The 18,259-nt window shown below is 42.1% G+C and carries 18 protein-coding genes; 14 read left to right on the top strand and 4 right to left on the bottom strand.

The window, feature by feature from the left end:
- From CLHUN_RS22110 to CLHUN_RS07990, 8 genes are all read left to right on the top strand, one after another.
- Window positions 1-920, top strand: a 920-nt coding sequence (locus tag CLHUN_RS22110; protein WP_207559144.1) for a hypothetical protein, incomplete at its 5' end; no start/stop codon positions are given.
- 9 nt (window positions 921-929) lie between these two features.
- Window positions 930-1,298 (top strand): hypothetical protein, encoded by a 369-nt coding sequence (locus tag CLHUN_RS08030; RefSeq protein WP_080064065.1) that lies wholly within the window; start codon window positions 930-932, stop codon window positions 1,296-1,298.
- Window positions 1,299-1,752: 454 nt separating this feature from the next.
- Window positions 1,753-3,183, top strand: a complete 1,431-nt coding sequence (gene ltrA, locus CLHUN_RS08020) for a group II intron reverse transcriptase/maturase (RefSeq protein WP_080064063.1) — start codon at window positions 1,753-1,755, stop codon at window positions 3,181-3,183.
- A gap of 307 nt (window positions 3,184-3,490) precedes the next feature.
- A complete protein-coding gene (locus tag CLHUN_RS08015; protein WP_080064062.1) occupies window positions 3,491-3,829 on the top strand; it encodes a hypothetical protein in 339 nt (112 codons plus the stop codon).
- Between the two features lie 83 nt (window positions 3,830-3,912).
- Complete coding sequence (locus CLHUN_RS08010; RefSeq protein WP_080064061.1) at window positions 3,913-4,254, top strand: Imm50 family immunity protein; 342 nt, start codon at window positions 3,913-3,915, stop codon at window positions 4,252-4,254.
- A gap of 427 nt (window positions 4,255-4,681) precedes the next feature.
- On the top strand, window positions 4,682-5,011 hold the full coding sequence (locus tag CLHUN_RS08000; RefSeq protein WP_080064059.1) for a hypothetical protein: 330 nt from the start codon (window positions 4,682-4,684) through the stop codon (window positions 5,009-5,011).
- Window positions 4,938-5,726, top strand: a complete 789-nt coding sequence (locus CLHUN_RS07995; RefSeq protein ID WP_165755702.1) for a HEAT repeat domain-containing protein — start codon at window positions 4,938-4,940, stop codon at window positions 5,724-5,726. Before CLHUN_RS08000 ends, CLHUN_RS07995 begins: the two co-directional genes overlap by 74 nt.
- Window positions 5,727-6,162: 436 nt before the next feature.
- A complete protein-coding gene (locus CLHUN_RS07990) occupies window positions 6,163-6,570 on the top strand; it encodes a UDP-N-acetylglucosamine 1-carboxyvinyltransferase (RefSeq protein ID WP_080064057.1) in 408 nt (135 codons plus the stop codon).
- On the opposite strand, the gene CLHUN_RS07985 is transcribed toward CLHUN_RS07990, so the two are convergent.
- Entirely contained in the window at window positions 6,512-6,940 is a 429-nt protein-coding gene (locus tag CLHUN_RS07985) for a response regulator (RefSeq protein WP_080064056.1), read from the bottom strand. The two genes, CLHUN_RS07990 and CLHUN_RS07985, sit on opposite strands and share 59 nt — an antisense overlap.
- 243 nt (window positions 6,941-7,183) lie before the next feature.
- On the opposite strand from CLHUN_RS07985, the gene CLHUN_RS07980 reads away from it, so the two are divergent.
- From CLHUN_RS07980 to CLHUN_RS07960, 5 genes are read left to right on the top strand one after another with little or no spacing between them, the layout of a single operon-like run.
- Window positions 7,184-7,780, top strand: coding sequence for an RNA polymerase sigma factor (locus CLHUN_RS07980; protein WP_080064055.1), 597 nt, complete (start codon window positions 7,184-7,186; stop codon window positions 7,778-7,780).
- A 19-nt stretch (window positions 7,781-7,799) separates the two neighbouring features.
- A complete protein-coding gene (locus tag CLHUN_RS07975; protein WP_080064054.1) occupies window positions 7,800-9,074 on the top strand; it encodes an anti-sigma factor family protein in 1,275 nt (424 codons plus the stop codon).
- 15 nt (window positions 9,075-9,089) lie between these two features.
- Entirely contained in the window at window positions 9,090-11,780 is a 2,691-nt protein-coding gene (gene polA, locus CLHUN_RS07970; RefSeq protein WP_080064053.1) for a DNA polymerase I, read from the top strand.
- A complete protein-coding gene (gene coaE, locus CLHUN_RS07965; protein WP_080064052.1) occupies window positions 11,767-12,378 on the top strand; it encodes a dephospho-CoA kinase in 612 nt (203 codons plus the stop codon). The genes polA and coaE overlap by 14 nt, the downstream gene beginning before the upstream one ends.
- Before the next feature lie 4 nt (window positions 12,379-12,382).
- Window positions 12,383-12,964, top strand: a complete 582-nt coding sequence (locus CLHUN_RS07960) for a lytic transglycosylase domain-containing protein (protein WP_242656471.1) — start codon at window positions 12,383-12,385, stop codon at window positions 12,962-12,964.
- Between the two features lie 73 nt (window positions 12,965-13,037).
- Here CLHUN_RS07960 and aroF read toward each other — a convergent pair whose 3' ends face one another.
- The 3 genes from aroF to CLHUN_RS07945 all read right to left on the bottom strand — a co-directional run bounded on the left by aroF (window position 13,038) and on the right by CLHUN_RS07945 (window position 16,665).
- The gene (gene aroF / locus CLHUN_RS07955; protein WP_080064072.1) at window positions 13,038-14,051 is read right to left on the bottom strand and encodes a 3-deoxy-7-phosphoheptulonate synthase; all 1,014 of its coding nucleotides are present in this window, start codon (window positions 14,049-14,051) and stop codon (window positions 13,038-13,040) included.
- A gap of 447 nt (window positions 14,052-14,498) precedes the next feature.
- Window positions 14,499-15,251 carry a type 1 glutamine amidotransferase gene (locus CLHUN_RS07950; RefSeq protein ID WP_080064051.1) on the bottom strand — a complete coding sequence of 251 codons (753 nt, stop codon included), beginning with the start codon at window positions 15,249-15,251 and terminating at the stop codon, window positions 14,499-14,501.
- Window position 15,252: 1 nt separating this feature from the next.
- Window positions 15,253-16,665: a Mur ligase family protein gene (locus CLHUN_RS07945; protein ID WP_080064050.1), complete on the bottom strand. Its 1,413-nt coding sequence runs from the start codon at window positions 16,663-16,665 to the stop codon at window positions 15,253-15,255.
- 308 nt (window positions 16,666-16,973) lie between these two features.
- Here CLHUN_RS07945 and CLHUN_RS07940 point away from each other — a divergent pair, with 308 nt between their 5' ends.
- Window positions 16,974-18,209 carry a hypothetical protein gene (locus tag CLHUN_RS07940; RefSeq protein ID WP_080064049.1) on the top strand — a complete coding sequence of 412 codons (1,236 nt, stop codon included), beginning with the start codon at window positions 16,974-16,976 and terminating at the stop codon, window positions 18,207-18,209.
- Window positions 18,210-18,259: the final 50 nt, after the last annotated feature.

The raw sequence follows: 18,259 nt of genomic DNA, 5'->3' as shown, positions 1-18,259 counted from the left end.
AGGCCATTAATAACATAGTTGAAGTAAAGTCAAAGACAAACGGCGGCTCGGTAAATACCGTAGTAGTAGGCAATGAACTGGCAGTTCAAAAAGTGAATATAAAAAGTGATATACCCACATCAGCACCTGTGACAGTGACACCCAAGGTGCCGGTTCCAGCCGCATCGAGCGCACAAATGAGCACTTTGACAAATCAAGTGGCTCAGGTGAGCAGCTACATGGCGCTTGCAAATCTATCTTCAATAAATGCAAATAAGTCAACTATGGCTGTAGGAAATGGGGGTGGGACTAGTAGTACAGCATTAAACGCACTTGCACTTGCTTTTTCATACAATAACATGAGTGCCACTGATAGAATAGAATCTCTCATAGATATACAGAGAAGTTCAAATAGCACTTTAGTGTGGGGGGCAGCAGTTTCTTTAATCACAATTAATGAGCCTCAAAAAATGGTGGAAAATTTTCAAGCCGCATTACAATTCCAATATAATATGGCTACTAATTTTCAAGATCCAGAAATGTCACAAGCATATGCGAGTGTATTTACAGCTTATGTAGTTGGCAAAGTATCTGGAGGCATAAAATTGCCATATGAGGGAACGCTTAACTCTAGTAAATCTATAATGAATGCTGGAAGTAGGGCAGACGCAATCAAGGCAGTTGACGATTTGCCAGCGAGCATTCGAGAAAATGCTAAGGGATTTTTCAAAGATAAGACAACTAATAAATATACGAACTATATTGTGGAACAAACACCTGATGGTAATTATATGATGCAAGCAACAAAGCCAGGTGATGTTCCTGGGTCTAAGGCTATATACTATAAGAAAGTAAGTCCAAATGGTGAAACACTGGATATGTACAAGGAGACATTTGACCCGGCAGGAAACTTAGTTCATAACAAAAATAAGATAAAATGAGGTGTTTAAATGGTTGTGAGTTTTAAACAGTTAGAATTATTTCGGGACTTAGAGATAAGGAAATCCGAGATTAGCGAGGCTTCAAATATAGACTTATTTAATTCAAAAACGGATACAGGCAATACAATTGAAGTGTGCCATCAACATGTTATTATGCTGTTAAACAAAGTAAAAACGAAGGAAATTTCAGAAGAGCATCTTCTTGAATGGGTAAATACAGTTATGTTTACTGATTTATTTAAATACTGTGAGGAATATCGTGATTGTATTGCAAGTGTCATAAGTGAATTAGAAGAAATAGACGAAGAGGGAAAAGAGTTAAGTGATGAAAAAATTGACAAATATATTAGTGCGTTAGTTAAAAATATTGAATTGTAATTTAGTTGATAGAGGTCACAACAGTTTCGGCTGATGTGGCCTTTCTTCTGTGTGCGCGGCATGCGCGCGACCTAGACGGTGAAAGTCCGTTACGGGGGTTGATAGCACCAACCGTTAGCCAAGGGCAAGGGTGTCCATCGCGAGGTGGAATCTGAAAGAAGCCGGAGGCAAAATCCCGGCCTGACGAATAGAAACCGCATATAAGGCATATGTAAGCCGGACGAGTTTGCAGAACAAAACGAAGTCCAAAGCTATCCGAAGCTTACGGTGTAAATGCGGCAGGTAGATGGGATGAAGGGGCGCGAGCTTACCCGCGGAGGTCTCATGGACGTGAGGGAATGAATTTTGAATCACGGTTGAAACAAGATTTATCATGAGAAGTCAGCAGAGGTCATAGTACCAGGATGGACATGTACAGCCTGGGAAGGACTGAACAGTAGGAGGTTTGAAGAATTTGAAGGACACGAGGGAATACGGCGAAAACAGACAACTTCATAAGTCTTTTGAAGAAAGACTTTGGGAAGGCTACCTGCAGGAGGATAGGGTGGAACCCGAAAATAGTGCAGTAGCGTTGAGCAATTCCTCCACGTCAGAAGAGGAAGCAAACGGTGGAAAAAGGTACGCCATGGGGGTGCTTGAGGAAATTCTTGACCAGGACAACATGAACAAGGCATTCAAGAGGGTCAAGTCAAACAAAGGGAAACATGGAATTGACGGAATGACGGTGGATGAACTTCTGCCTTTCCTTAAAGAAAATGGAGACCAAATCAGGCAAGCCATAATGGAAGGAACGTACAGTCCCAAACCTGTCAGGAGGGTAGAAATACCTAAGCCAGATGGGGGAAAAAGGTTATTGGGAATACCCACAGTGCTTGACCGAGTAATACAACAAGCCACCGCTCAGGTTTTAAGCCCCATTTATGAGAGACAATTTTCAGACAACAGCTATGGGTTCAGACCGGGAAGAGATGCCCACCAAGCCGTGAGGAAATGCAAGGGATATATAGATGCAGGCTACAAATGGACTGTAGACATTGACCTTGCAAAATACTTTGACACAGTAAACCATGACAAACTGATGCGTCTGCTGTCAGAAACGATAAAAGACGGCAGGGTATTGTCCCTAATAAGGAAGTACTTGCAATCAGGCGTCATGATAAACGGTGTGGTCATGGATACGGAGGAAGGTACGCCGCAAGGCGGGAACATTTCGCCGCTTCTGAGCAACGTAATGCTGAACGAACTGGACAAGGAACTCACAAAGAGGGGATTGAAATACTGCCGCTACGCGGATGACTGCAATATCTACGTCAAAAGCAGGAAAGCGGCGGAGAGGGTGATGGCAAGCATCACAAAATATCTCGAAGGGGAACTGAGACTCAAGGTCAACAGAGAGAAGAGCACGGTGGACAGACCATGGAAACTGAATTTTCTTGGATTCTCGTTCTACCTTAAAAAGGGCGGAACCGGGATAAGAGTACACCCCAAATCTGTCAGAAAGCTCAAGGCGAAGCTGAAAGAACCCATGGGTAGAAGTAACGCTATGAGTGTGAACCAAAGGATTATGAAGCTCAAACAGATTATCACTGGATGGGTGAACTATTTTGGAATTGCAGACATGGGGAGGCTGGCAAAAGAGTTGGATGAGTGGCTCAGGAGAAGGATAAGGATATGCTACTGGAAACGCTGGAAGAAAATCAAGACCAGACATGACAACCTTGTTAAGCTTGGGATTGAAAATTACAAAGCGTGGGAGTATGCGAACACAAGAAAAGGCTACTGGAGAATATCCAACAGCCCTATACTTGCGACAGCCCTAACCAATGAAAGGCTTAAGAAACAAGGATTTCCTACAATAACTGAAAGATACCTATTAGTACATTAATTCCTGTCTGAACCGCAGTATGCCGAACGGTACGTACGGTGGTGTGAGAGGTCGGTAGGTGAAATAATCACCTACCTCCTACTCGATGCCTTGCAGAAGATATACATAAAATCAATAAAATGAAACTATTGTAATACAAACTTTTTAAAACATAATATACCATATTTTTATTTGTCGTAGTAATTTTATACTATAGGGAGTAATGTAAGTAGTGCGACGAGTAATCCTAATGTAAATAATGCTGCCAAGATTCCTGATACATATACAGAGAAGAACGGAGTTAAAACACCAACTAGTGGTTTGTCTGGTGAAGGTAATCCCAATTCAACAGAAAAACTTTATAATCCTGATGGAACTGTTAAACAGGAGAGAAAATACGGGCCTGACGGAAAGGCAGAGAAGGACACTGATTATAATCATGAAGGTGATGAACACGAATTTCCACATGAACACGATTGGGATTGGGACAAAAAGCCTCCCAGGCAAGGTTGGAAACCATATATATATATTACCTGCATTAAAAGAAGGCGCTATCCGAATAGGTGAAGCTGTAGAAGCTAGAGTGGGTCCATTTATTATATCTAAGCCTTTATTTGATATTTGGATGCGGTCAATGCCAGGGTATAAAGAAAAAGTAATGAATTGAATTACTAATTGCCACTAACTAATAAAGGCATAAGTTCAATAGTCAACAATGCAAAAAATAAATATTTATAGGAGTGATAAGCAGTGGATAAGTTTTTAATTAGAGGTCATGAAAAAATAGAGAGTGATTATGGATATTGGCCAACATTTCATGATGACATTGTGGATAAGATTGTAATTTCAGGTGAAGGTATTATAATGTTTATTAAAATGCAGACCTCACCAAAAGGCATGGATATATATCCTCAGATAAAATTGATATTCAGTGGGGTTAAAAATTTTAAATTAGATGGAGAAATATACGGATGTGCAAGTATTATTTTAAGTATTGAAACTCAAAAGTTAGATAATTGTATAGAAACTCAAATAACGTCTTCATTAGGAGCTGGGGGAATAATAAGTTGCAATGAAATTTTTATTGAATAGGAGAATGCTTTTTGATACTAAAAACAAGGGTTAACTCAAAATATTAATTAGATAATAATTCTGCTGTCAGTACACCAGCACTCCAAAAGTAGTGCCATAAAAAATGATTAAAGTAACAACCAATAGGTCAATGGGAAAACACAATCCCGTTGGCCTTTTGTGAAAACAGGCAGGGTGATAGCAAAAACCATAGACAAAAAGCGCGCCACAAAGCACCTATGAATATGACATACCTGTAAACAGCCAGACAGTTCCCGAACTGACAGCTTCATACACCGTACCGGAGGGCAGCACAGCGGAAAAAACCACAGATGCAAAAGGCAACGAAACAACAAAAATATATGATGGGGCAGGACGGCTGGCATACTTAATATCAGAAGGGAAAATAACCGGGTACACCTACGAAGCAAACGGGAACAGGCAAAGCGTGAAATATCCCGACGGGGCAACCGAAGAAAAATATGAATATGACAAAAACAACCGCCTGAAAAAGCTCACCAACCAGAAAAAAGACGGGACAGTCCTGGAAGAATACAAATATACCTATGACGGAGCAGGAAATCAGACCACAAAAACAGAAACAATACAGGGAAAAGAAAAAGGCACCACAGCCTACCGCTATGACAGCCTGAACAGTGACCACCAGGGAAAACAGGAACACAAAAGAGGAAACCTACAGTTACATGTACAACGGCTATGGGGATGTAACAGCACTGTTAGGAACAGACGGCACATTAGCGGCCAGCTATTACTATGATACCTTTGGAAACGCATCGGAAACACACTACTACAATGCATCAGGCACAGAAACCAGCAAGGCAGAAATACCATGGAGGTACAAGGTGATAAATAAATTACGGAGTGAACTGAATAAATTTTGGAATTGGGCAAGCATGACCAAAGAGGAATACGCTGGGTTACCAGATTATGGCGATTGGGAATCTGGATATCCAAGTTGGGAAGAACTCTTGGCAGTAACAGAAGATGCTTTAAACACATTACCTGGAATTAAAGAAAAATCACAATATGAAGAAATGTTAACATTAATACTTGATGTAGCTGCAATTGATAATTACACTGGTAAGGTTATTAAACGATGTCGTGAAATATTGACCAATTGTCCGGAATTTTGTGATACTGCTGTTGTTCATTTGCTGCCAGGGGCAAGAATGCAGGTTGCTGATTTAATTGGCGAAATAGGTGATTTGACTTTAATACAGTACTTGAAAATTTTAGCAAATGATAAAATTAACTATGTTCAAAGAAGTGCATTAGTTGCATTAAGTAAAATTGTGCCGGAGGTCGCTGAAGAAATAGCATATAACAAGATAGAAGACAAAGATGAGTACATAAGACTTTTTTCACTTATATTGCTAAAAAGGATATCTTCAACAAAATTACCAACGGTAATGGAAATATTAAAAAATGATGAATCTCAGTTTATACAAGAAGAATTGAAGGCGATATTTTAGTTCTTTCAAAAGTTTTAACAGGTTCAAAAGTTTCTGATGAATAAATAAAAGCAGTTGATTAATTAAGGCTTGGAGCATACTCTCCAAGCCTCGATTAATGCGGAGGGCATGTCAGTTACACATATAGCAGGCAAAAATCCTTCAAATGGGGCCGGTGCTGACCTTATCTTGAAGCAACCCCTGCAAGGTAATGTATATCAGTGATTCAGCACTTACGCCCGGGAATATTTAATAGTAACAATTTAATATAAAAAACATAAAATGATAATGCAGGGGCATAGGGAACATATATCGCATAATTGGCACATGCGCACAACAGCGGCTGTGCTGCCTTTGTTAAAAATATTCTGACTTCAAGTGTTTTTTATTCAAGGAGGGAAAGTCGTGCAGTTTAAATTATCTATAATGTCCCAGCGTGACGGAGGTGTGTTTGATAATGAACAAATTAATAGTAAAGGGAGGTAAGAAGCTCAAAGGTGAAATAACTATCGAAGGGGCAAAAAATTCAGTACTGCCAATATTAGCCGCAACAATTCTGAACGGAGGAGAGAACATAATAAAAAACTGTCCCATGTTCAGTGATGTGGAAGTTATCATTGACATACTCAGGACCATAGGCTGCAAGGTAAAAATAGAAGATAATGTTGCAATAATCGATTCCACAGCAATATCTTCTACCGTAGTACCTGAAAGCCTGGCTTCTGAAATGAGATCCTCCATAATATTAATGGGCCCGCTTCTTGCCAGAGAAGGTAAAGTCACTATAAGCTATCCGGGTGGTTGCGTTACTTTATATCACCTATGTCGATATTTCTTTTTTTCAGCGCTACCAGCATTTTTCTGAATTGCAACGCCTTTCTTATCTTATTGATCAAAAACAACTTGTTGGCCATATTTAAAGGCTTCAAAATGAAATCGTAAATGTCATAATTAAAAACCCTTTCCAACTCGTGATTTTCGATTCCGGATGCAACTATTACAGGTATTTCTTTGTAATAGGATGTCTTTGAGAATTCTTCAAGAAAACCGTAGCCATCCAGAACGGGCATTACCATGTCGAGAATGATTATATCCACGTTGCGGCTTTCCACCATATCCAGGGCTTCCCTGCCGTTTAAAGCTGAAATGATATTTACGTGTTCTTTGTAGAGAAAATTTCTGAGAATTGCATTATCTAGTACGTTATCATCGGTAACAAGAATAGTACTGATCATAAGAACTCCTTTTTGTAAAATGTTATATTTAAGTTAATTCTATACTAATATTAAAATAACCTTTTAAAAAATACTTAAAAAAATACTCTTAAAATGTAGAAAAAAATGTTAATAGTTCACAAAGGAAAGTATAAAATCCACTGCTGGCGTTTGCGGCTTAACATAAGGCTATGCTATAATGATTTTTGTAACAAAAGCTAAAAATTATATAATTTGGACCTATAAGAAGAAAGTAGGATCAAAATGGAATATGATAACGAAAAAAGATTGCTGACCAAAGCGCGGCAGGGTGATGTCCAGGCATTTGAGGAACTTTCGGAAGAGCACTATGCCAAAGTTTACAATATTTGCTACAGGATGCTGAATAATCCCGACGATGCGGTTGAGCAGGCACAGGAAGCATTTATTAAAGCCTTCAGATACATAAAAGATTTTAAAGGTAATTGTTCTTTTTCAACCTGGTTATATCGAATTGCCACAAATACTTGCCTTGATTTTATCCGCAAGAATAAAAATAAGCATAATATTTCCATTGAACAGGAAACCTACGAGGATATTACCATAAAGGACAGGCTGGTGTCGGATTTGCCCGGCCCTGAAAAGATTGCCGAAACAAATGCCCAAAAGGCTGCCATAAAAGAGGCTATGGCTAAAATGAGCGAAAAAAACAGAATAATCATCGTCCTGCGCGACTTCATGGGACTAAGCTATGAGCAGGTTGCAGAGACGCTGGAGACACCTGTAGGCACCGTTAAATCAAGAATAAGCAGAGCCAGGGCCGAATTAAGGGATTTATTGTGCCAGGGCAAGGAACATTTATTTACAGACTACGTCAAATAGTATTGGAAGGAGGGATAACATGAATTTCTGCCAAAAAAGCGATTTATATATTTCACTTTATATTGACAATAAACTGGAAGCAAAAGCTGAAGAATTATTTTTAAAACATATTGAAGAATGTCCGGAGTGTGCTCAGAAGCTCAAGGAGGAGTCTCTTCTTTCCAGCCTGTGCATGAATGACGAGCCTGTGGCTTTACCCCAAGGCTTTCAGTCAGCTCTCCGCTCAAGGCTTTTGGATACTGTCCAAAAAGAACAGAAACCCATGAGTTCAAGGTTGATGTTAAATAAAAAGTATATGGCCGCTGTTTCTTCTGCTGCCGTTGTGGTTATCTCACTTCTGGCATATAATCTTATACCGGGAAGTGGAGTCTTTGATAACAGGCCTGCTTCAGGGTCATTAAATGAAAACTCCGTATCCGGAGCAATGGTTTCCGGAGCTGAATCTGATACAGGTATAAAATACAACAGGAGTATAGCCGGCGGTGAAGGTGACGGAAACAACTACAGCAGTTCCAAAATGCAAAAGACCCCGGAAGGCGGAAATGTCACGGATGAACAAGAGGCCGCAGGCGGCGGAGATAATACTGCCTCGGCGGCACAAAAGGAAGCCTCCGAGGATATGATGGCTGACAGGGTAACCGTATACTCCGGCAGTGCAAGCCAGGCTGCAAATACAGGAAACATAAAGGCCAAGGCTGACAGAGAGAGAGAACTGCCGGAAGTCCCCGCAAATGGCGCCGCAGCTCAGGCAGGCGGCAGTACCGCTTCGCCGGAGAATGACCGGGGCCAATACCAATTTAAATGTGAAATGTCTTCAGCATTTTCAGCCGATACCGGGGCACATTATTTTACCAGCTATGTTGAGCTGGATTTGACTTTTTCCCCTTCTGATACCGGCATCAAGGAGCTGGACAGACTAATGGGTGAAAAAGGAGCAGTCCGGTTGGGCTCCGGCATGGTTAACGGATTTGAGGCAAACACTGCCGGGATAGCACAGTACGTTGATTACAGCGTTCCTCTGAGCGAGTATGCTTCTTTGCAAAGTGAAGCATTATTAAAATATAAACTGGAATTAAAGGCTAAAACTGATATAATAAAAACTGATGTTACTGAAGAATACAATAATCTGGAAAATGAGAAAATAGTTATTGAAAATAAGATAAAGGAAGCCTTAAAGAACGGGCAGGACATATCCTCCCTGGAAACGGAAAAATCCGTTCTGCTTAAGCAAATGGAAGCTATCATAGCTAAAAACGGCAGTATGACTGTCAGGATTTTTCTGGTGAACAAGTAAGGCTGGAGGGCATTAATGAACTCAGAGAAAATAATGGTTGTGGATGGAAACAGCATTTTGAACAGAGCCTTTTACGGTTTGAGCAAGAGTGCCATGCTCACAACTTCAGAAGGCATTTATACCAATGCTGTGTTTGGTTTTATCAATATACTCACCAAATACTTGACCGAGGAGAATCCAAAATACCTCTGCGTGGCTTTTGACATGAAGGAGCCAACCTTCAGGCACCTGGAATATGACAAGTATAAGGCCCAGCGAAAGGGCATGCCGGAGGAACTGGCTGTGCAGGTGCCCATAATCAAGCAGGTGCTGGATGCCATGAACATCAAGAGAATTGAGACTCCCGGGTTTGAAGCTGACGACATTCTGGGGTCCATATCCCTGTGTGCCGAAGAAAACGGTATGGAGGCCATTCTGTTGACAGGGGACAGGGATTCCCTGCAGTTGGCATCAGAGACCACCAGGATAAAGCTCCCGGTTACCAGGGGAAACAAAACCGAGACTGATGAATACGATTATCAAAAAGTAATTGAGAAATATGGAGTTACTCCCAAAATGCTTATTGACGTGAAGGGCCTGATGGGAGATGCCTCTGATAATATTCCGGGAGTTCCCGGTGTTGGTGAAAAAACCGCGCTGGATCTTATCCAGAAATTCCACAGTATTGAAGAGCTGTATGAAAATATAGACAGAGTAGAAAAAAAAGGTGTCCGCGAAAAGCTGGAGGCAAACAGGGAGCTGGCTTTCCTGAGCAAGAGGCTGGCCACCATCGTGCGGCAGATGCCATGTATCACAGACCTTCAGCAGTATGCCAGAACGGACTTTGACAGGGAAAGGCTTTACAGTATATTCAAAAAGCTTGAATTCAAGACCTTCATAGACAGGTACGGCCTGGGAGATGTACCTATTGCCGAGGCTTCAGAGGAGCTGGACATAGAACATGTCAAGGTGGATACTGCCGGTGAGCTGGAGTCCTGCATAAAAGCTGTTGAGGAAAGTAAAAAAATGGCGGTTTACTATCACGTTGATCCGGTGGATAACAGGCTTGACCATTTATGCATATATGCCTGCCGGCAGGAATATGCTCCGGCAGTCTTGGAATTTACTCAGGAATTTGCAGAAGGTACTGCAATAGCTGTATTAAAGGATGTTCTTGAAAATGCTGCTATAAAAAAGTATGGACATGATCTTAAAAAGTTTATAAAATACTGTAAGGCCAGGGGAATAGACGTAAAGGGTATTGAATTCGACACCATGATCGGGGCATATATCCTTGAGCCTACACGAAACAGCTATACCATTTCCGAACTGGCGGAAGAAAATCTCAAAAAGAGTATTCTTCCTGCTGAAATCCTATATGACAAGCATGGCAGGATGCTGCAGCAGGGACTTGAGGTTAACCCGGCGACAGTCTGTGCTGCCTGTGTTTCTGCCATATACCAGTTGACCTTGAAATACGTGCCTATTATTGAGGGCAACGGCCAGCATGAACTGTATTATGATATTGAACTGCCGCTGGTAGAGGTTCTGGCAGATATGGAGCTGTGGGGCTTTAAGGTGGACGTTGAGGGCCTGAAGGCATATTCCAGGGAAATGGATTTAAGGCTGGTCATACTGGAAAATGAAATATATATGCTGGCAGGTGAAAATTTTAATATAAATTCCCCCAAACAATTGGGAATAATATTATTTGAGAAGCTGAACCTTCCTGCGGTTAAAAAGACTAAAACCGGATACTCCACAGATGCCGAGGTACTGGAGCAGTTGTCCCAGAAGCACGAAATCGTTGACAGGATACTGGAATACAGATCGCTGATGAAGCTGAAATCCACCTATGCAGACGGACTGCTGGGCATACTTGACCCTGCTACCTGCAAAATACATTCCAGCTTTAATCAGACCGTCACTGCCACCGGCAGAATCAGCAGCACGGAACCAAACCTGCAGAATATACCCATAAAGCTGGAAATGGGCAGAAAAATCAGGAAGGTATTCATTCCTACGGATGATAACTTTTTGCTGCTGGATGCGGACTATTCCCAGATTGAGCTCAGAGTACTGGCTCATATAACGGGAGATGCAAATATGATATCCGCCTTCAGCAATAATGAGGATATTCATACTACCACGGCCTCCAAGGTGTTTGGTATTCCTGTGGAGCAGGTAACCCCGCTTATGCGTTCCAGAGCCAAAGCCGTTAATTTCGGAATAGTTTATGGGATTGGCGATTTCAGCCTTTCAAAGGATATCGGTGTTACCAGGAAGGAAGCTAAAAAATATATTGATGACTATCTTGAAAAATACTCCAAGGTCAGGGACTATATGAGCGAGACCGTAGCAAAAGGGAAGGAAGCAGGTTTTGTGACCACACTGTTCAACAGAAGGAGATATCTTCCGGAGCTCAAAGCGAGCAACTTCAATGTAAGGTCCTTTGGAGAAAGGGTTGCAATGAATACGCCTATACAGGGCAGTGCTGCGGATATAATAAAAATTTCCATGGTTAAGGTTTACAGCGAGCTGAAGAAGAGGAAGCTGAAATCCAGGCTCATTCTGCAGGTACACGATGAGCTCATAGTTGAGACGGAAAAATCCGAACTGGAAGAGGTGTCCGCATTGCTTAAACAATGTATGGAACAGGCAGTTGAACTCAAAGTACCTATGACTGTTGAGGTAAAGAGTGGTGAAAGCTGGTATGAGACAAAATAACAGTTCTCTGGTACTTGGAATAACCGGAGGGATTGGCAGCGGCAAGAGCACTGTCAGCGGTATTTTAGCAGAAATGGGCGCTGCCGTAATAGATGCAGATATGATAAGCAGGCAGGTGGTAATGCCGGGAGAAAAGGCTTTAGAGGAGTTGACGGAGGCTTTTGGCAGGAATATACTTGATGAATCGGGGCAGCTTGATCGTAAGGGACTGGCCCGGATAGTTTTTGACAACAGCGAAAAACTTCTGGAATTAAACGCCATTGTGCATAAATATGTTGCTCAAAGAATAAAAGATAATGTGAAGGAACAGCTATCAAAAAAGACGAAGATTATTGTTATTGATGCTCCAATACCCATAAAGACAGGTTTTTTGGACTTATGCCAAAAGGTATGGACGGTTGCTGCTGATAAGGAGCTGCGTATAAAGAGGATAATGGAACGAAACGGAATGACATACGAAGAGGCTGTTTCCAGAATCAATTCGCAGCTCAAGGAGCAGGAATATATAAAAATTGCCCATACTGTGATATATAATAACCATGATTACTCTCATTTGAGGGAAGAAGTAAAAAGTCAGTTAAACGGGCTGTTAAGGTGATTTCTTGAAAAGAAGGAAGACTTCAGGCAAGTATAAAACTTTTTTAGTATTTTTACTGCTGGTATTTTTTGTACTGTTTTCAATAACAGTGGTCAAATATGCTCTGTATTACATGTATCCTACCACATATTCGCAATATGTGGAAAAGTATGCCCGGGAGTATGACCTGGATAAGCTTCTGGTCTATTCCATGATTAAGGCGGAAAGCGGCTTCGACCCCGATGCTGTGTCTCCCAGAAGTGCAAAAGGGCTTATGCAGATCATGGACAGTACGGGAGAATGGGCAGCAGAGAAAATCTCCATAGAAAATTTTGAGACAGGGCAATTGCTGGAACCGGAGACCAATATTCGCATTGGCTGCTGGTACATAGCCAGACTTCTGAAACAGTATGATCAAAACGCCGAGCTGGCTTTGGCCGCATATAATGCCGGAAGCGGCAATGTCTCAAAATGGCTTAAGGATGATAGTATAAGCAGTGACGGAAAAACCCTGGATCGTATACCTTTTGAGGAAACCAGGAATTATGTGGATAAAATAAAGAAATATAACTGGATTTACAATAAGCTTTACAGTAAGGAAAAATAAATGACCGGAACAAATATGACGGGAGGCGCCGTACAGGCGGCTCCCGTTGTTTGCGTTGGAAAAGGCCGTGAAATTATAGCTTCCTTTGAACCGACTGGGCTACAAGTTTTAACTCCGCCATAAGAGACTCAAACTTCTCGGGCCTGAGTGATTGAGGGCCGTCGCAAAGCGCACAGGGAGGATTGGGGTGGACTTCTATAATCAAACCGTCTGCTCCGGTGGCTATGGCGCCCTTTGCCAGCGCGGGCACATACTTCCAGTTACCTGTGGCGTGGCTGGGGTCCACAACTATGGGAAGATGAGACACCTCCTTGATGACAGGGATTGAGCTTAAATCCAGGGTGTTTCTGGTAGCTGTCTCAAAGGTCCGGATTCCTCTTTCACATAGAATTACATTGTGGTTGCCCTCGGCAATAATATACTCTGCCGCCATAAGCCATTCTTCGATTGTGGCTGACAGGCCCCTTTTCAAAAGTACCGGCTTGTTGGTCATGCCAACCTCGCTTAGCAGTCTGAAGTTCTGCATATTTCTCGCACCGATCTGGAATATGTCAGTGTATGTGTTGACCAACTCAACATCTCTGGTATCTACCACTTCTGTAACAAGCTTCAGGCCCGTTGCTTCACGGCCGGCTACCATGATTTTCAGGCCGTCCTCCTCAAGTCCCTGAAAGGCATAGGGAGAACTTCTGGGTTTGAAGGCTCCGCCCCGCAATATCTTGGCCCCTGATCTCTTGACACTTTTGGCGGTTTCAACAAAATCCTTTTCATTTTCAATAGCACAGGGCCCGGCCATGACCACTATTTCATCCCCGCCGATCCGCACATCGCCCACTTCAATTATTGTAGGAGCCTGCTGAAGTTCATTGCTGGCCAGTTTGTAAGGTTTCATTATGGGAACCAGGGTTTCCACACCGGGCATCTGTGAAATGGAATGAAGGTTTAACAGCCTCTTGTCACCGATGGCACCGATTACTGTCTTGATATCTCCGTAAATCGGATGAGTTTTGAAGCCCAGCTCTATAAGTTTGTTTTCTACGTTTTCAATATCCTTCTTGGTAGCGTTCTGTCCCATTACAATAATCATAAAATACCTCCTGAAAATTAATATTTTGCATATCCTTAAAATGTTGAATAAATATAAAAAAGCCCTCATCCCTGTAAAAAAGGGACGAGGACTTATAATCCACGCGGTACCACCCAATTTGGTAAAAACCATCTCACTCATGTACGGGAAACTGCATATCCGATACACTCCTCCTATAACGGGAAAGGCCCGGTATGACCTACAAATCAGGTTCAATCATACTGTTCATGGGAGAACTTGCAAATTTACTATCCTGCAGTACTTTCACCATCTACTGCTCGCTTTGAAGAATCATACAATCTGCCAACCGATTCGAAACAACCCAATCAGTTTTCCCATTCATCACATTTTTGTTTAAGCTGTAATATTAATAAATATACTAACATGTTCCTTTTTGTGGTGTCAACTGTTTTTTACATAAGAGTTATAAAAAGTCAGTTGTATATTTCAAGGGGTCTTTAGTATGCGTTGCATGACAGATGACCTTGCAGCGTCCTCAAAGGTATCGTCCAAAACTCCAAGAGCTTCAAAATCCGGGTATTTCTGCTTCAGTGCCAGTGAAAGCAGGTGATCTGTCAGCAGGGGGTTCTTTGGCAGGAGGCTGCCGTGAGAATAGGAGCAATAAACATTTTTGTATACGGCACCTTCGAAACCGTCTTCACCATTGTTGCCATTTCCTGAAATGACCCTGCCCAGAGGCTTGATACCCTGTCCGAGATAAGTTCTGCCCGAGTGGTTTTCAAAGCCCACAATTCTTACCGGATTATCCCCGGCTTTTATAATGTCGCTTTCAAATACAATATTGCCTATCATACGCTCTTTTCCGCCTACGGTCCATAAATCCAGAGCACCAAGAAACTCTATTTCCTTTCCGTCCCAGGTTTTATAATACTTGCCCATGAGCTGATAGCCTCCGCAGATGCAAAGGAAAACCTTCATGCCTTCTATGGCGGCTTTTATTTCCGTACCCTTCTGATTTAAAACATCAGACTGGATTATTTCCTGCTCGTAATCCTGCCCGCCCCCAAGAAAAATAATATCATAGAGAGACGAATCAAAAGAATCGCCTATGGTTACGTTTGTAACCAGGGTGTCTATGCTGTGCCACTGGGCCCGCTTTTGAAGGGCCAGTATATTGCCTCTGTCCCCATAGGTGTTCAGCAGGTCGGGATATAAATGACATATATTCAGATCATACATACTATTTCCAGAACTCCTTTAAATTGTACTTTTTCTTTAGAATACCACGAATATCAAGCATTGCCGTATAAGTGGGCAATATGTGGAAACAGCCGCCTGCCGGGGTCTGCTCCAGGCCCCTCTCCAACAATAGCTGGTAATCCTTTATTATGCGTATTTTATTTGTGTCCAGGCCGCTGTATTTTAGTCTGACGGCCATATCCTCACCGCGGATGCCTGAGGCAAAAAGATTCCCTATTTTATGGGGGCTGTCGTTAAGCTGCTCGAAATCCACATCCCAAAGCCAGGAAATATCAGTTCCGTCGGCAAGATTGTCGTTTATCAGAAAAGCCGCATTCAACTGCTGGTTGTCCAAGGTCAAAAAGCTAAGTACCTGATTGAAGCCTGTGGGGTTTTTTACCAGTATAAGCTTTATTGTCTTGTCCCCTACGGTTATTGACTCCATTCTTCCAAAGCCGCATTCAAAGGACTGAAGAGCATCTGTCACCGACTGTGTACCGTAGCCCAGGGCCAGTCCGCAGGTAGCCGCCGCCATTGCGTTATAGACATTGTAAAGGCCGGGCAGGTTGATTCGTGTAACATGCTGCTGACTGTCCGCAGACAGCGGAGGCTTGTTCACCCAGTCAATTGTGGTAAAACTGCTTCCGGCTTCTCTTATACCTGTACATTCAAGATTTGCCGCAGGTCTTCCATAGCCGCAGTTGGTACAGTAAAACCCCCCAAGGTGTCCGTATACCCGGTTGGTGTACTCATATTTGCTCTTGCAGTTTATACAGAACATTGCATCGGTATTGATATCTCCCGCACCAGATTTCCCCCCTGTATCGGTATCAGGCGCCATTCCGTAATAGAGCACCTGCTTTTCGGTTTCCCTCCCCAGGGAGGCGCACATGGAGTCATCTGCGTTGAGAATAAGGGCAGTGCTGCCTGAAAGCCTGTCCAATCCGGATTTGACAGCGTTAAGAGTGGAATAGAGCTCACCGTATCTGTCCAACTGATCCCTGAAAAAGTTTGTTACTACTACGGCTTTGGGCCGCAGATGCTTTGTCACCTGGTTGAAGGCGGCTTCGTCACTTTCTATCAGCGCCACCTTGTGCCGGGGACTGCCGGTAAGGGTAACAGCCTGAATGAATATGGTGGTTATGCCGCTTAAAAGGTTTGCTCCCGACTTATTTGTTATGTAATCAACGGAATTGTTCTTTAAAATTTCCTCAATTATTCTGGTCGTGGTGGTTTTACCGTTTGTGCCTGTTACCATGATGATCTCAAAATTACAGGCAATTGACTTAAGGATGCCGGGCCAGACCTTAAAGGCCAGTTTGCCCGGAAGCGTGGTCCCGCCTCTTTTCAATATGCGAAGTACCTTAATGGCCAGCTTTGCAGTAAAAATGGAAACTACTTTTCTAAAATTCATAAATGCTCCCTGAATGACTTGATACAAAAAATCATTAGTGTTCTTAGTGTTATTGGATAAACCATTATAATAAACCATTATAACATCATATTGGCTTTTTAAAACATTAATTTATGCTCTGTGCTATTAAAAGTATTGACTCATATAATGGACTTTAGCAGTGTATATAAAAATTGTTGGACAATTGATAAATTGGCGCATTTGCAGATTTGAATATTCAATACAATTTTTTTAATGGCACACTTATGTGGTACAATATATAAATAGGCAATAAAAGGCTTTGTACGACTAACACAAAGGAGTTGTTCATGAAAAAAGACATCAAACTGGGTATTGGGTTTGCAACGGGGCGAAAAAGTTTTCAAACTATTCTGAAAACAAATATCTATAATTGGCGAGAATGTGGATTAACGGACAAGGAAAATATTACACTGAATCTGTTTGTTGCCTACGACCTGAAGTATTCCAACACGAGAGCATCAGATTATACCAATATGAATCAGAAACTGCTTGACCTGATTGACGGAACCTGTTTTATTGGCTCTGGGCTATTGCAACGTGAAATAGAGGAATTGCATTCCAACGGTATTCTTAGCAAGGCTGAAACCAAACTTTTTTTCACAAGCGGTTATGCCGCTAAACGAAACTCGATACTTTACTTTGCCTTAAAAAACCACATGGATTATCTTATCTTTCTTGACGATGACGAATATCCGATGGCAGTTACCAATTCGCGGACAACCGCTCTCTGGGGGGGACAGCATGTATTGATGACCCACCTCCGGCACATTGGCAATGCCGATATTACATATGGGCATCACTGCGGCTACATATCCCCCATACCTCAAATTGCCTTTGACGCTACGTTGACTGAAGGTGACTTTCAATTGTTTATTGAAGCAATTAGCAATGATATTGTTCATTGGGAGAAAGTCAAAGCAGTTATGGAAAACGGTGGTGTTACCTATGCCGACAAAGGCATCCTGATTACGGAGGCGGCTGAGGAAGTGAAGGAAATAAATGGCGCTAAATTTATCTCGGGTTCAAACCTGTGTATCAACATGACCACACCCGCACGAGTGCACCCATTTTATAATCCTCCGAAGGCGCGCGGCGAAGATACCTTTCTCAGTACCTGTTTAAGTGAAAACAAAGTGTTGCGCGTACCATGCTACACTTTCCATGATGCATTTTCTTTCTATCGGCCGCTGATGAATGGTGTCCTTCCAATATCCCTGCAAAAAATCAATACGGATTCCGCCGCTGTCGTAACCCGGTTTTACAAAGCTTGTATTGGATGGATTCGATACAAACCACTTCTGCTTTATATTACTAATCCCGACCAATACGATGTGAAAATAGCAGAAATGCGCAAAAAGCTTTCAAGCACACTCCCAAAAATATGCAAGTATTTTAACAATTCGGATTTTATGAAGGTGTTTGATGAACTCGACTATTATCACCTGAATGTACAGGCGCATCACCGTGATTTCATTGCTACGCAGCAAATTTGGATTAAGCTGACGAAATATTTAACTACTTAATAAGCTTGTTTTACTAATGCCAGGAACTTTTTTAATTTCAGATATAGAAT

The organism is Ruminiclostridium hungatei, from assembly GCF_002051585.1.
GTDB classification, from domain to species: domain Bacteria; phylum Bacillota; class Clostridia; order Acetivibrionales; family DSM-1351; genus Ruminiclostridium; species Ruminiclostridium hungatei.
This window is presented reverse-complemented; position numbering and strand designations above follow the sequence as displayed.